Raw genomic sequence first — 14,708 nt, forward strand, 5'->3', positions numbered from 1 at the left:
CCTCGATTGTCCCAGTTCCTCCGCCCGGCCCGCTCGGGCGAGGCCGGCCGATCAGCGCCGCTTGACGCCCGCCTGGGCGTTCGGTGCCAGGGTGGGCTCGGTCAGCGGGGCGTCGCCGAGGGCGCGGTCCACGGCGGCCAGCAGGTCGGGGGAGAGGCCGACCCCGGAGGCGGCGGCGTTGGCGTGGACCTGCTCGGGCCGGGACGCGCCGGTGATCGCGGAGGCGACCTCCGAGCGGCGCAGCACCCAGGCCAGGGCGAGGGTGGGAAGGGAGAGGCCGGCCTCGTCCGCGATCGGCACCAGGCGCTGGACGGCCTCCAGGTTCGCCTCGTTGTAGACGAGATCGCGGGCGCCCGCCATCGCGTCGTTCGCGAAGCGGCTGCCCTCGGGGACGGGCTGCCCCGGGCGGTACTTGCCGGTCAGGACGCCCTGGGCGAGCGGGGACCAGACGATGTGGGAGATGCCGTGGGCCTCGGTCAGGTCGAAGAGCCCGGCCTCCGGCACCTGCCAGAGCATGGAGTACTGCGGCTGGGAGGAGACGAAGAGCTCCGGGCCCGCGAGGTCGATCGCCGTCTGGATCTGCTCGTTCGTCCACTCGCTGAAGCCGAGGTAGCGGGCCTTGCCCTGCTCGACGACCTTCTGGAACGCCTCGATCGTCTCCTCGATCGGCACGGCCGGGTCGAAGCGGTGGGCCTGGTAGAGGTCGACGTGGTCGGTCCTCAGCCGGGTCAGCGAGGCGTCGATCTGCCGCGCGATCTGGGCGGCGGACAGGCCCCGGTCGGCCGGGTCGTCCGACATGGGACCCCAGACCTTGGTGGCCAGGACGTACGAGTCGCGGGGGTGCGAGGACAGGATCTCGCCCCAGGCCGCCTCGGCCGCCCCGCGTCCGTACACGTTGGCCGTGTCGAAGAAGTTGATGCCCGCGTCGAAGGCCGCCTCCGTGCAGGCGCGGGTCGCGTCCGCCTCGACGCCGCCGGAGTAGGTGAGCCAGGAACCGAGCGAGATCTCCGAGACCTCAAGGTCGGAGTTGCCCAGCTTGCGGTACCGCATGGGGGACTTCCTTTCGCAGCGGAAAGAACAACGTGGTGCGCCGTCAGACGTCCAACCTAGGCCGCCCACCCCGTCCGCGCCCGCGCATTCACCCGCGCCCCGGCCCCCTGTCCCGCCGGTCACGGGCGGCTACGGCGTGCGGCTGAAGGAACGGCGGTACGTGCGCGGGGGCACCCCGCGGCGGCGCACGAACTGCTCGCGCAGCACGGCCGCGCTGCCGTAGCCGACCCGGCGGGCGATCTCCTCGACCGGCAGGTCCGTGGTCTCCAGGAGTTCCTCGGCACCGGTGAGGCGCAGTTCCCGCAGCCAGGCGTGCGGCGTCGTCCCGGTGGCGGCGGTGAAGCGGCGCGCGAAGGAACGCCGGCTCATCATGGCCCGCCGGGCCAACTCGGCGACGGGCAGCGGCTCGTGCAGTTGGGACCGGGCCCAGCCGAGGACCTCGGCGAGCCGCTCGTCCTCGCCGTCCTCGGGGACGGGCGCGGCCAGATACTGCGCCTGCCCGCCGTCGCGGTGCGAGGGCAGCACCATGTCCCGGGAGACCGCGTTGGCGAGCGCGGCGCCGTGCTCGCGGCGCAACAGGTGCAGGCACAGGTCGAAACCGGCCGCCGCGCCCGCGCCCGTGACGATCCGCCCCTGGTCCACGTAGAGGGCGTCGGGCTCGACGTCGACCAGCGGGTGACGGCTCGCCAGCAGGTCGGCGAAACGCCAGTGGGTGGTGGCCCGGCGGCCGTCGAGCAGCCCGGCGGCGGCCAGCGCGAAGGTGCCGACGCAGTGGGCCGCCACCAGCGCGCCGCGCGCGTACGCCGCCGACAGCGCCTCCAGGACCGCGGGCCCCGGCGGGGTGCGGAACCCTGCCCCGGGCAGGGCGATCACGAGGTCCGCGGCGGCCAGCCCCTCCAGCCCGCCGTCGACGGCCAGCGGCACCCCGCAGTCCGTCGGCACGGGCCGGCCCGGGCGGTCGGTGCACAGGGTGACGTCGAAGCCGGGGAACTCGCTCCCGTGCGGACCGAACACCTCGGCGACGATGCCGACGGCCAACATGCCGACACCGGGCGGGACATAGGCGGCGACGGTACGGAAGGCGGGCATCCGCGCAGTCTGACACAGGGGCCGCGGCATGATTGGCACGTTTCCTGCGATCGGTGGCATCAGTGCCACTCGTGCGGCCGCGACCCCCTCGGCAAGATCGTTGCCATGACGAACACGACGCCCCAGACGCCCCACACGCTCCCCACCGCCACCGCCACCGCCACCGCCACCGCCACCGCCACCGCCGCCGTGAACGAGGTCGCCACCGTGAACGAGGCCGCCACCCTCGCCCGTACCGCCGTCTACACGGTCCTCACCACCGGCTACACGCTCTCCACCGGACCCGGCGTCGCGGCCACCGTCTCCTACGTCACCGACGGCGACCGGCACGTCGTCGTCGACCCCGGCATGGTCGCGAGCCGCGACCGCATCCTCGGCCCGCTCGCCGAACTCGGCCTGGGCCCCGACGACATCACCGACGTCGTCCTCAGCCACCACCACCCGGACAACACCATGAACGTGGGCCTCTTCGGGCGGGCCCGGGTGCACGACCACAAGGCGGTCTACGCGGCCGACCAGTGGACCGACCGCGACGCCGAGGGCCACGAACTCACCCCGTCCCTCCGGCTGATCCGCACCCCCGGCCACAGCCCCGAGGACATCACCCTCCTCGCGGGCACCGCCGAAGGCGTCGTCGCCTTCGTCGGCGACCTGTGGTGGCGCCCCAACGGCCCCGTCGAGGACCCGGTCGCCCCCGACCACGCCCTCCAGCGCACCTCCCGCCTGCGCGTCCTGGCCGCCACCGACGTGATCGTCCCCGGCCACGGCGCCCCCTTCGCGGCCGACGAGAACGCCCCGCTCTGAACCGCGCGCCCGGCCACCCGCCCCCCGACACCCACCCGCCCCCCGACACCCGCCCCCGCACGCCCTGCGACCGGGTTTGGCAGACTGACGCGGTTCCCGTCACCAGGAACATCCGAACCATCCCAAGGAGCGGCGTCGTTGAGCGTCACCGTCGAAGGACAGATAGACATCGCGGGCCCGGTGGGCAAACTGCTCCACCGCCGCCCGCTCAAGAACGGCACGGTCATGCAGTCGTTCGGCATCGATCCGGTGTCCGGCGACGTCTTCGTGCTCCAGATCATGGAGGGCGGGATCAGACTCGCCGGTGAGGCCGCCGAGGTCGACTACGACACCCGCAAGGCCGACGGCGACCTGTGCCTGACCCGGCTCACCGAGGACGGCCGGATGGCCGGCTTCATGTACCTGCGCGGCTTCGGACACGGCGTCAGCATCGGGGTGGAGAACCGCGGCGGGACGATCTGGCTGTGGACCGAGACCGCGTCCACGCCCAACTCGAAGAACGAGGGCTACGGCACCGCCGTCACCAGCTTCACCTACGCCGACGGGGACGTCGTCACCTACGGCACCGGACGCCACACCACGCCGTACACGCCCGACCCGGCGGCCCGCTTCCTCACCCCCACCATCGACCGCGGCACCGGCGAACTCGTCATCCGTTTCTCCCTGAACGGAACCCACTGGGAGCGCTACGACCTCGCCAAGGCGGCGGCCGGCGTGTGGGAGCCGGTCGGGCGGCTGACCCCGGCCCTGCCCAGCGCCGTGTTCCAGGGATACGCCTCCCACGCGGGCATCCTGTACACGCTGCAGGGCGAGGCGTATTCGGCGACCAACCCGCTGCCGGGCAACACGTACCTCACCGCCTTCGACCGGGTCACCGGCACCCTGCTCGACCGGCGGCTCAGCGACGCGGCGCCCGGCCTGGAGTGGCGTGAGCCCGAGGGCATGGCCGTCTCCGTCCGCGACGGCGTCCCGCGCCTGCACTTCGGCTTCGCCTGCGAGGACCCCGGCCCGCGCACCTGCACCGTCGTGACGCTCTCCGGGGCGCCCGAGACCGACGGCGTCAAGGTGCTCACCGACTGGCAGCCGATCACCCTCGCGGCGGGCGTGAGCGTCGACCAGAACGCCCCCCGGGGGCGTCTGATCAGCATCGCCGGCACCCCCACCCTCCAGCTGAGCGGCGGCGTCAAGGGCAGCTTCGACACCGACACCGTCATCGGCCACCTGCCCGACGCGCTCACCCCGAGCGTGACCGCCCGCGCCAACGTGCCGCGCAACAGCAACGGCGGCTACACCGTCGCCCGCGTCGAGGCCGGGACCGACCGCGAACTGCGCCTGTTCGGCGGGCGCACCACCAACGTCATCACCTGGGCCCAGCTCGACAGCTTCAGCGCCGCCTGGCGCTAGGCCGTCCCTTCCGGATCGTGCCGGGCTCGCGCCCGATCCGGAAGACACGGCCTAGCCCGTGTCCGGAAAGCCCCGCCCCCGCCCCCGCCCCGACACCGACAGGAGCCCTCCGCATGTCCCCGACCTCCCACCACCGCCGCAGCATCCTCGGCGCCGCCCTCGCCCTGCCCGCCGCCCTCACCGTCGGCGGGCTCGCCACCGCCGCCCCCGCGGCCGCCGCCCCCGGCGGTGTCGAGGCCGGCGAGTGGACCGACCTCGTCCTGGAGCCCGGCATCACCGCGACCGCCGGCGCGACCCCGCAGGTCCGGCTCGTCACGATCGCGGGCACCACCTTCCTCCAGGCCCGCGGCCAGGTCACCGGCTCCTTCACCGCCGACACCAAGATCGCCACGCTGCCGCCCGCCCTCGCCCGCCCCACCTGGTACGTGCGCGCCACCGCGCCCCGCAACAACAGCCAGGGCATCAACGCCTGCCGCTTCGAGATCAACCCCGCCGGCTCGGTCACCGTCTACGGCGGCAACACCGGCAACCCCGTCACCTGGGTCCAGTTCGACTCCGTCCAGACGATCTGGCGCTGAGCCGTCGACCACGGGGCCCGGCCCGCCTAGCCTGAACCCATGCGAGCCACGCGAGCCGGCCGAGCGGCGCGAGCCGAACGAACCGTCGGCGCCGACGGCCCCCGGCCCGGCGCCGACCCCGGGGTCTTCGGCCCCGGATCCGTCACCTGGCAGCTGCACGGCGACCCCGTGATGTGGATCGGCGGGGTGCGCGCCCTGTACCTGCAGGCCCTGCACCCCGCCGCCATCCGCGGCGTCATGGCCAACAGCGACTTCCGCAAGGACGCCTGGGGCCGCCTCCTGCGCACCGCGAGCTTCGTCGGGACCCTCACCTACGGCACCACGGAAGCCGCCGAGGCCGCCGGGGCCCGGGTGCGGAAGATCCACCGGCTGCTCGGCGTCGACGCCCCCGAGTTGCTGCTCTGGGTGCACTGCGCCGAGATCGACTCGTACCTCCACGTCGTACGCCGTTCCGGCATCCCCCTCACCGACGCCCAGGCCGACCGGTACGTCGACGAGCAGCGCGCCGCCGCCCGGCTCGTCGGACTCGACCCGGACGAGGTGCCCGGCACGACCGACGGGCTGCGGCGCTACTTCGACACCGTCCGCCCCGCGCTGGCCGCCGGGCAGGACGCGAAGGTCGTCGACGACTTCCTGCGCGCGCCGCCCGTCACGCCCGCGCTCGTGCCCGCGCGCGAGGCACTCTGGCGGCGCGTGGCGGCACTCGCGTACGACACCCTGCCCCCGTACGCCCACGAGCTGTACGGGCGCCCCGCGCCACCGCCGCCGACCGTGACGTACCGGCTCACCGCCACGGCCAATCTGCTGCGCTGCCTGCCGGACCGGCTCCGCTGGCGGCTGCCCCCGCGGCACATCCTGCGGGCGATGGACCGACTCGGCGAGGACACCCGACCCGCGCCGTACAGTCTGCGCCCGTCGGCCGCCATACTGGACCGGCCGGGCCGGGACGGGCACGGCCACGGGGCAAACGGGGGCGACGGCACGCGATGGCGGACACCAGGCTGATCCAGGGCCGGTACCGGCTGCACGAGGTGATCGGTCGCGGCGGCATGGGCGAGGTCTGGCGGGCGACGGACGAGGCGCTCGGCCGGCGCGTCGCCGTCAAGTGCCTCCGGCCGCTCGGCCCGCAGCGCGACCCGGCCTCGCTCACCGTGCTGCGCGAACGGTTCCGCCGCGAGGCGCGGGTCGCCGCCGCGCTCCAGCACCGCGGGATCACCGTCGTGCACGACTTCGGCGAGTCCGACGGCGTGCTCTTCCTCGTCATGGAGCTGCTCGACGGTCACAACCTCAGCCAGCTCCTCGGCGACAAGAACGGCAAGGCCCCGCTGCCCGTCGCCGAGGTCGTCGACATCGCCACGCAGGTCGCCGACGCCCTCGCCTACACCCACCGCCAGGGCGTGGTGCACCGCGACCTCAAGCCCGCCAACATCGTGCGGCTCGGCGACGGGGCCGTGAAGATCTGCGACTTCGGGATAGCGCGATTCGCCGCCGACAACGGCATCACCTCGCGCCTCACCGGCACCGGCATCGCCATGGGCACCCCGCACTACATGTCCCCCGAGCAGATCGGCGGCGGAGGGGAGATCGACCACCGCAGCGACCTGTACTCGCTGGGCTGCGTCCTGTACGAGATCGCCACCGGCGTCCCGCCGTTCGACCTGGAGGACACCTGGGCGGTCCTGGTCGGCCACCGGGACACCACGCCCGCGCCCCTGCGCAGCCACCGCCCGGAGCTGCCGGCCGCCCTCGACCTGCTCGTCCTCGACCTGCTGGCCAAGGCCCCGGAGGCCCGCCCGGCGGACGCGACGGAGATCCGCAGCCGGCTCGCCCCGGGCCGCCCTGCCCCGCGCCCGCCGCTCGCCCTGCCCGGCTGGGCCGGCCGGATCACCATCGGCCGCCCGGCGACGACCACCTTCATGGGCGCCCCCACGGCCGCGTACGACCCGGCGACGGCGCTGACCGGGGAGTGGACCCGGGCGATCCCGGCGCTGCCCGGACCGGCGAGCCCGGCGAGCCCGGCGACCGGCACCCTCGCGCCCCCGCACCCGCTCCTCGCCGAGGCCACCCAGGCGGCGGCCCCCGCCTCCGCGCAGACCTCCGCCCCCGGCCACGACCACAGCACCCTGCCCGGCACCGGCCTCGTCCCCCTGCCCGCCCCCTCCCCGGCACCCGGTTCCACGGGCCCCGTCACCGCGCTCGCCTCCGAACTCCTCGCCGTGCTCGCCGGCCGCCACCGGGCCGGGCTCGGGCTGGGCCGGCTCGGGCGGTGGGAGGAGGCGGCCGAGGTGCACCGGACCGTCGTCCGCGACCGCGGCCAGGTCCTCGGCGCGGACCACCCCGACACGCTGGCCAGCCGCTACGAACTGGCCTTCGCGCTGGCCCGCTCGGCCCGGCACGCCGACGCGCTGCGCGAGTTCGGCGCGGTCTCCGAGGGGCGCGCCCGCACCCTCGGCACCGACCACGCCGACACCCTCGCCGCGCGCCAGGAGACCGCGTACGTCCTCGGCGGGCTCGGCCGCCACGCGGAGGCGCACTCCGTGTACGCGGCGGTGCTCGGCGTGCGCGAACGCACCATGGGCCAGGAGCACCCCGACACCCTGCGCTGCCGGCACAACCTGGCCTTCACCCTCGGCCGGCTGGACCGGCTGCCGGAGGCGTACGCGACGGCCCGCGAGGTCGCCGACGCCCGCGGCCGGCTCCTGGGCGCCGCCCACCCCGACACGCTCGCCACCCGTCACGAGGTGGCGCACCTCCTGGGCCGGCTCGGGCGCTGGGCGGACGCGCTGACCCAGTACCGCGAGGTGGCCGACGCGCGCGCCACCGCCCTCGGCGCCGACCACGCCGACACGCTCGCCGCACGCTACGAGGCGGGCATCTGCCTCGGGCGGCTCGGCCGCGCCGAGGAGGCCGCCGAGCTCTACCGGGAGCTCGCCGCGGACCGCACCCGGGCCGTCGGGCCCGAACACCCGGAGACCCTGCGGGCACGGCACGGCCTCGGCGTGAGCCTGGGCCGCCTCGGCCGGTGGGAGGACGCCCTGGCCGAGGCCCGCGCGGTCTGCGGGCTGCGCACGCGCGTACTGGGCCCGGACCACCCCGACACGCTCGTGAGCCGCCGCGAGATCGGCATCGGGCTCGGCTGGCTGGGCCGCCACGAGGACGCCCTGGAGGAGTACCGACGCGTCGCCGACAGCCGCACCCGCACCCTGGGCGCCGCCCACCCCGACACGCTCGCGGCCCGGGCGGACGAGGCACACTGCACGCAGCGCATGGGGCGCGGGCAGCGGCGGTAGGGGAGTTGCGGGGGTCCCGACGTTGACGCCGGGCGGGCTCCCACCGGCGGCGTGAAGCTGATCTGCGAGTGCGCTTAAGAAATCCTCGATGGACCATGGGCTCCAGGTACGAAAGATTTGTTTCAGGGATCTTGGGTGCTTCGCCGCGCCCGGAACCTGCACATCACAGGACGCGTACGTCGGGAGCCGTTACATTGAAGGCGCTGGTCAAGCAGAAGGCAGAGCCGGGACTCTGGCTCATGGACGTTCCCGAGCCCGAGATCGGTCCGGGTGACGTGCTCATCAAGGTCAAGCGGACCGGTATCTGCGGGACCGACCTGCACATCCGCTCCTGGGACGGCTGGGCGCAGAAGACCATCGCCACGCCGCTGACCCTCGGGCACGAGTTCGTCGGCGAGGTCGTCGAGACCGGCCGCGACGTCGCGGACATCGAGGTCGGCGACCTGGTCAGCGGCGAGGGCCACCTGGTCTGCGGCAAGTGCCGCAACTGTCTGGCCGGCCGCCGGCACCTGTGCCGTGCCACCGTGGGCCTCGGGGTCGGCCGCGACGGCGCCTTCGCCGAGTACGTCGCGCTGCCCGCGTCCAACGTCTGGGTGCACCGCGTCGACGTCGACCTCGACGTCGCCGCGATCTTCGACCCCTTCGGCAACGCCGTGCACACCGCGCTGTCCTTCCCGCTGGTCGGCGAGGACGTCCTGGTCACCGGTGCGGGCCCGATCGGCATCATGGCCGCCGCGCTCGCCAAGCACGCCGGCGCGCGCCACGTCGTCATCACCGACGTCAGCGAGGAGCGCCTCGCGCTGGCCCGCAAGACGGGCGTCTCGCTGGCCCTGAACGTCGCCGAGCAGTCCATCGCCGACGGCCAGCGCACCCTCGGTCTGAAGGAGGGCTTCGACGTCGGTCTGGAGATGTCCGGCAATCCGCGCGCGATGCGCGACATGATCGCCAACATGACCCACGGCGGCAAGATCGCCATGCTCGGTCTGCCCAGCGAGGACTTCTCGGTCGACTGGGCGAAGATCGTCACGTCCATGATCACCATCAAGGGGATCTACGGCCGCGAGATGTTCGAGACCTGGTACGCCATGTCCGTGCTCCTGGAGGGCGGCCTCGACCTCGCCCCCGTGATCACCGGCCGCTACGCCTACACCGACTTCGAGGCCGCGTTCGACGACGCCGCCTCCGGCAAGGGCGGCAAGATCATCCTCGACTGGACCGTCTGACCCCCGGACCGACGTCCTCCCGTAGACCTTCAGGAGCTGCACTCCATGTTCGATTCCGTACGCGACGACCTCCTCGCCACCCTCGAGGAGATCAAGCAGGCCGGCCTCCACAAGCCCGAGCGGGTCATCGGCACCCCCCAGAACGCGACCGTCTCGGTCACCTCGGGCGGCCGCCCCGGCGAGGTGCTCAACTTCTGCGCCAACAACTACCTGGGCCTCGCCGACCACCCCGAGGTGATCGCCGCCGCCCACGAGGCGCTCGACCGCTGGGGCTACGGCATGGCCTCCGTCCGCTTCATCTGCGGCACCCAGGAGGTCCACAAGGAACTGGAGGCGCGTCTGTCCTCCTTCCTCGGCCAGGAGGACACGATCCTCTACTCCTCCTGCTTCGACGCCAACGGCGGCGTCTTCGAGACGATCCTGGGCGCCGAGGACGCCGTCATCTCCGACGCCCTCAACCACGCCTCGATCATCGACGGCATCCGCCTCTCCAAGGCCCGCCGCTTCCGCTACGCCAACCGCGACATGGCCGACCTGGAGCAGCAGCTCAAGGCGGCGGACGAGGGTGGCGCGCGGCGCAAGCTGATCGTCACCGACGGCGTGTTCTCCATGGACGGCTACGTCGCGCCGCTGGACGAGATCTGCGACCTGGCCGAGCGCTACGACGCCATGGTCATGGTCGACGACTCGCACGCCGTCGGCTTCGTCGGCCCCGGCGGGCGCGGCACCCCCGAGCTGCACGGCGTGATGGACCGGGTCGACATCATCACCGGCACCCTCGGCAAGGCCCTCGGCGGTGCCTCCGGCGGCTACGTCGCGGCCCGCGCCGAGATCGTCGCCCTGCTGCGCCAGCGCTCGCGCCCGTACCTGTTCTCCAACACCCTCGCCCCGGTGATCGCCGCCGCCTCCCTCAAGGTCCTCGACCTGCTGGAGTCCGCCGGTGACCTGCGGGACCGCCTCAACGCCAACACGGCGCTGTTCCGCTCCCGGATGACCGAGGCGGGCTTCGACATCCTCCCCGGCGACCACGCCATCGCCCCCGTCATGATCGGCGACGCCGCCGAGGCGGGACGGATGGCCGAGCTCCTCCTGGAGCGCGGCGTGTACGTGATCGGCTTCTCGTACCCGGTCGTGCCGCAGGGCGCGGCCCGCATCCGCGTGCAGCTGTCGGCCGCCCACTCCACGGACGACGTGCACCGCGTGGTGGACGCGTTCGTCGAGGCCCGGGACGCCCTGCGAAACTAGGGGCATGATCGAAGCGCGGCGGCTGCACATTCTCCGGGCGGTGGCCGACCACCGTACTGTCACGGCGGCTGCCGCCGCGCTCTATCTCACGCCCTCCGCGGTCTCCCAGCAGCTGGCCGCCCTGGAGCAGGAGACCGGCCACCGGCTGGTGGACCGCAACGCCCGGGGCACCCGGCTCACCCCGGCCGGCGAGATCCTGCTGAGCCACGCCAATGCCGTCCTGGCCCAGCTGGAGCGGGCCGAGGCCGAGCTCGCCGCCTACGGCTCGGGCGAGGCCGGTACGGTGACGGTGGCCGCGTTCGCCACCGGCATCGGCCTGGTCGTCGCCCCGGCGATCGGCTCCCTGGCCCGCAGCTCGCCCGGCATCCGGGTCCGGGTGCAGGACGCCGAGGGCGACGAGAGCCTGCTGATGGTCCTGGACCGGCAGGTCGACGTGGCGGTCGCCGTCGAGTACCGGGGGGCACCCGGTGAGGACGACGCCCGCCTCACCCGCGTACCGCTGTACGCGGAGCCGTTCGACGTGGTGCTCCCGCCGGACCACGCGCTCGCGGACCGCGAGCGGATCTCCCTCGGCGACCTGGCGAAGGACTCCTGGATCGGCCAGTCCGCCGGCAACCCCTGCCATGACGTCACCGTCCTGGCCTGCGAATACGCCGGCTTCGCCCCGGTCTTCGCGCATGTCTCCGACGACTTCCGCGCCGTCGTCGCGCTCTCCGCGGCGGGCGCGGGCGTGGCCCTGGTGCCCCGCTCGGCCCTCCGCGGCACCGACCTCACCGGCGTGGTCGTCCGCCCCGCCGACGGCGTGGCCCCGACCCGCCGGGTCTTCGGAGCCGTCCGCCGCGGCGCGGAGGAGCACCCCCTGATCCACCCCGTCCTCGCCGCCCTGCAAGAGGCGGCGAGGCGGCCCTAGGGCGTCCGCGCACTCCCTACTTCAGGAGCGTCGCCCCGGCCCAGTCGGCGTGGTCGCTGTTGATGCCGTCGCCGGCGTCGGTGACCTTGAGGGTGAGGGTGGTGACTCCGGTGACGTCGAGGTCGACGGTGGCGGTGGGGCTGGTGGGGGTGATGGTGGTGGGGGAGGTGTAGAGCTTGGTGCCGTCTCCCCAGATCTCGAAGGTCACGGTGGCGTTGTTCGTGATCTCGTCGTCGACGCCGAGGTCGGACTGGAAGCGGCTGTAGCCGCCGTTCAGGGCGTAGGCGATCGTGCTGTTGGCGTGGGTGCCGATGCCCTTGGTGTAGGTGGTGCCGTTGAGGGTGAGGGTGTTGCCCCCGACGCTCTTGTCCTTGCCGACGGTGCCCCAGCCGATCACGGGCGTTCCCGTCCAGTTCAGGTCGGCGAGGGCCGTCCGGGTCTGCGGGCGGGTGATCAGCTTGGCCCCGGCCCAGTCGGCGTGGTCGCTGTTGATGCCGTCGCCGGCGTCGGTGACCTTGAGGGTGAGGGTGGTGACTCCGGTGACGTCGAGGTCGACGGTGGCGGTGGGGCTGGTGGGGGTCATGGTGGGGGAGGTGTAGAGCTTGGTGCCGTCTCCCCAGATCTCGAAGGTCACGGTGGCGTTGTTCGTGACTTCGTCGTCGACGCCGAGGTCGGACTGGAAGCGGCTGTAGCCGCCGTTGAGGGCGTAGGCGATGGTGCTGTTGGCGTGGGTGCCGATGCCCTTGGCGTACGTCGTGCCGTTGAGTCGGATCGGGGCGCCGTCGACGCTCCTGTCCTTGGTGACGCTGCCGAAGTCGCTCCGGGCGCTGGTCCAGGTCAGCGTGCTCAGGTCGACCGGCCGGCCGTCGCCGCCGGTGGAGGCGGTGACGGCGTTGCTCGCGCCGGAGACGTTCCCGGCGGCGTCGACCGCCTTCACCGTGAAGGTGTACGGCGTCCACGGCGTCAGGCCCGTGGCGGTGAAGCGGGTGGCGCTGCCCGTCGTGGTGCCGACGAGCGTGGTGCCGCGGTAGACCTGGTAGCCGGTCACGCCGACGTTGTCGTCGGACGCCGTCCAGGCCAGGTCGACGCTGCCGGAGGTCACGCCGCTCGCCGCGAGACCGGTCGGGGCGTTGGGCGCGATGGTGTCGCCCGTCGGGGCGGCCCCGGCGGACGCGGTCACGGTCGCGCCGGCGGTCACCGGCACCGTGACGTACGAGACGGTCTTGCCGTACAGGGACTTCGTCCGCGCCGTGTACGGGGTGCCGTTCACCGTGATCGTGCCGTGGGTGCCGTAGAACTGGGCCTCCCAGTCCACGGTGCCACCGGAGTTGTTGGTGAGCTTCGACGCCGTCGTGCCGGTGTGCTGGAGGTTGAGGTCGTTGTCGCCGACCTTCAGGTGGTCGATCTCCACCCACGGCGTCTCGGACGTCAGCCGCGACACGGTGGCGAGCCGGTCCTTCGGGGCGTCGGGCTGCACGCCCATCATGCCGTCGATCGTGTTGCTCACCGCGAGGAAGGAGATCTCGGGGTACGTGTTCTTCTCGGCCATCAGCTTCTTGAGCCAGGCCCAGCCCTCGGCCGTGCGGTTGTACTGGTAGTACATCTCGGGCAGGTAGGAGGTCGCCTCGACGTTCAGGTCGTCGTCGTTCGCGGCGACGAAGTCCAGGTAGCCCTCGGTCCGCGGGCCGTGGTCGCCGAGCCCGGTCAGCATCATCAGGAAGCTGGCCTCGTGGCCCCAGCTGCTGTAGCCGGTGCCAGCGGCGTCCTTGCCCCGGACGTACCGGTTGTTCGCCGCGTCCCACCAGCCGGTCTCGAAGTGGTCGCGGACCCGCTGGGCGCGCGCCGCCCAGGTGCTGCTGCCGGCGGTGTCGCCCTTGGCCTTGAGGATCTCCGAGTAGGCGAGCATCGACTGGTACTGGTAGCCGAGGGAGTCGGCGGCCGAGACCAGGTTCTCGTTCGGGAACTCGAAGTAGGTGGCGGTGTACTCGCCGGGCTGCTTCCGCGAGACCGGCTGCTCCGCCGCCGGGGCGGCGTCGTTCCACTTGACCTCGTGGCCGGAGAGGAACGTCCCCATCGTCGAGTCGTAGAACTTCGAGAGGTCGGGGTCGTTGAGCCAGGCCGGGTCGCCGGTCCACTGGTACTGCTTGTACGCCTTCGTCATCAGGTTGAATGGCGAGGGAAGTTCGCGGAAGCCGGTGCCGTCGATGTAGTACATGGCGCCGTACGAGCTGTGCGCCCACAGCGGCCAGCCGTTCTGGCCCGGGTCGTCGGCGTCTCCGGCGAAGGTCTTCATCATCCGGAAGGTCTCCGCGTCCAGGCCGACGGCGTGCGCGCCGTCCGACTGGTGGGAGATGTCGCGGTTGTAGTACGACTCGCGGTTGGTGTACGCGCCCCAGTAGCCCGGCTCGACCGTCGGGTGCGCCGCGTTCTTGAGCCGCCACCACTCCGGCTCGTGGCCCATCATCGGGTTGCCCGGATAGAAGGTCATCGCGAGCGCGCGGTTCTTGCCCCAGGTGAAGCCGTCGTTGAGGGCCGCGTTCGGGGACTTGATGCTCAGGGTGCTGGTCGGCGCCCCCACGTGCTCCTGGATGGTGATCCGGTCGATCCGCGGGACCTCGCCCGTCGAGGTGGCCGTCAGCTCGATGACGTCACCGGGCTTGAGCGGGATCTTGCTCGACGTGCGGGTGTCGATGTTGACGGGGTCGGTGTAGTCGCGTCCGTAGCGGCGCGAGGTGCCCCAGGAGTCCATGGCGGTGGAGTTCACGGTGATCTTGTACGTCACGCCGTTCTCGGTCATGCCGTTGTAGCGCGTGATGAGGTCGTACGTCCCGGCCGTGCCGGAGAAGGTGCTCCTGGCGGTGCTCGTCTGGCCCGCCGCGCCCCGGACGTAGGTGACGTTGTCGACCGTCGATCCGTTCCAGGTGTGGTTCACCGTGTCCGTCGCGAAGTTGGTCAGCGACATGTTCTCGGCTTCGATCACGTACGGGCCCGCTGCCGCACCGGCGGGGGTGGCGGCCATCGCCGGCGCGGGGCCGGGGAGGGCGAGTGCGGTGCCGACCACTGCGAGCACAGCGGTCATCGCACAGGAAGAACGACGCATGTGAGGTCGCTCCCT

The 14,708-nt window shown here is 72.9% G+C and carries 11 protein-coding genes; 8 read left to right on the forward strand and 3 right to left on the reverse strand.

Translation table 11 applies throughout. The features are described 5' to 3' along the window. Window positions 1-51: 51 nt before the first annotated feature. Both AB0Q96_RS32330 and AB0Q96_RS32335 read right to left on the reverse strand, forming a co-directional pair. Window positions 52-1,050 (reverse strand): aldo/keto reductase family protein, encoded by a 999-nt coding sequence (locus tag AB0Q96_RS32330; RefSeq protein WP_365331733.1) that lies wholly within the window; start codon window positions 1,048-1,050, stop codon window positions 52-54. 129 nt (window positions 1,051-1,179) lie between these two features. Next, window positions 1,180-2,139 (reverse strand): helix-turn-helix domain-containing protein, encoded by a 960-nt coding sequence (locus AB0Q96_RS32335; protein WP_365331734.1) that lies wholly within the window; start codon window positions 2,137-2,139, stop codon window positions 1,180-1,182. A gap of 105 nt (window positions 2,140-2,244) precedes the next feature. Here AB0Q96_RS32335 and AB0Q96_RS32340 point away from each other — a divergent pair, with 105 nt between their 5' ends. The 8 genes from AB0Q96_RS32340 to AB0Q96_RS32375 all read left to right on the forward strand — a co-directional run bounded on the left by AB0Q96_RS32340 (window position 2,245) and on the right by AB0Q96_RS32375 (window position 11,593). After that, window positions 2,245-2,943, forward strand: coding sequence for an MBL fold metallo-hydrolase (locus tag AB0Q96_RS32340; protein WP_365331736.1), 699 nt, complete (start codon window positions 2,245-2,247; stop codon window positions 2,941-2,943). Window positions 2,944-3,081: 138 nt separating this feature from the next. Then, on the forward strand, window positions 3,082-4,347 hold the full coding sequence (locus AB0Q96_RS32345) for a hypothetical protein (RefSeq protein ID WP_365331738.1): 1,266 nt from the start codon (window positions 3,082-3,084) through the stop codon (window positions 4,345-4,347). Between the two features lie 113 nt (window positions 4,348-4,460). Further along, the gene (locus AB0Q96_RS32350) at window positions 4,461-4,925 is read left to right on the forward strand and encodes a hypothetical protein (protein WP_365331740.1); all 465 of its coding nucleotides are present in this window, start codon (window positions 4,461-4,463) and stop codon (window positions 4,923-4,925) included. A 39-nt stretch (window positions 4,926-4,964) separates the two neighbouring features. Next, entirely contained in the window at window positions 4,965-5,930 is a 966-nt protein-coding gene (locus AB0Q96_RS32355; RefSeq protein ID WP_365331741.1) for an oxygenase MpaB family protein, read from the forward strand. Continuing rightward, window positions 5,912-8,215, forward strand: coding sequence for a serine/threonine-protein kinase (locus tag AB0Q96_RS32360; protein WP_365331743.1), 2,304 nt, complete (start codon window positions 5,912-5,914; stop codon window positions 8,213-8,215). Before AB0Q96_RS32355 ends, AB0Q96_RS32360 begins: the two co-directional genes overlap by 19 nt. A gap of 194 nt (window positions 8,216-8,409) precedes the next feature. Beyond that, the gene (gene tdh / locus AB0Q96_RS32365) at window positions 8,410-9,438 is read left to right on the forward strand and encodes an L-threonine 3-dehydrogenase (protein ID WP_365331745.1); all 1,029 of its coding nucleotides are present in this window, start codon (window positions 8,410-8,412) and stop codon (window positions 9,436-9,438) included. A gap of 45 nt (window positions 9,439-9,483) precedes the next feature. After that, window positions 9,484-10,683 (forward strand): glycine C-acetyltransferase, encoded by a 1,200-nt coding sequence (locus AB0Q96_RS32370; RefSeq protein ID WP_365331747.1) that lies wholly within the window; start codon window positions 9,484-9,486, stop codon window positions 10,681-10,683. A 4-nt stretch (window positions 10,684-10,687) separates the two neighbouring features. Further along, window positions 10,688-11,593: a LysR family transcriptional regulator gene (locus AB0Q96_RS32375; RefSeq protein ID WP_365331749.1), complete on the forward strand. Its 906-nt coding sequence runs from the start codon at window positions 10,688-10,690 to the stop codon at window positions 11,591-11,593. Window positions 11,594-11,609: 16 nt separating this feature from the next. On the opposite strand, the gene AB0Q96_RS32380 is transcribed toward AB0Q96_RS32375, so the two are convergent. Then, window positions 11,610-14,663, reverse strand: coding sequence for an NPCBM/NEW2 domain-containing protein (locus AB0Q96_RS32380; protein WP_365331751.1), 3,054 nt, complete (start codon window positions 14,661-14,663; stop codon window positions 11,610-11,612). Between the last annotated feature and the right edge of the window lie 45 nt (window positions 14,664-14,708).

The organism is Streptomyces sp. NPDC093111 (assembly GCF_040683955.1).
Classification (GTDB): Bacteria; Actinomycetota; Actinomycetes; order Streptomycetales; family Streptomycetaceae; genus Streptomyces.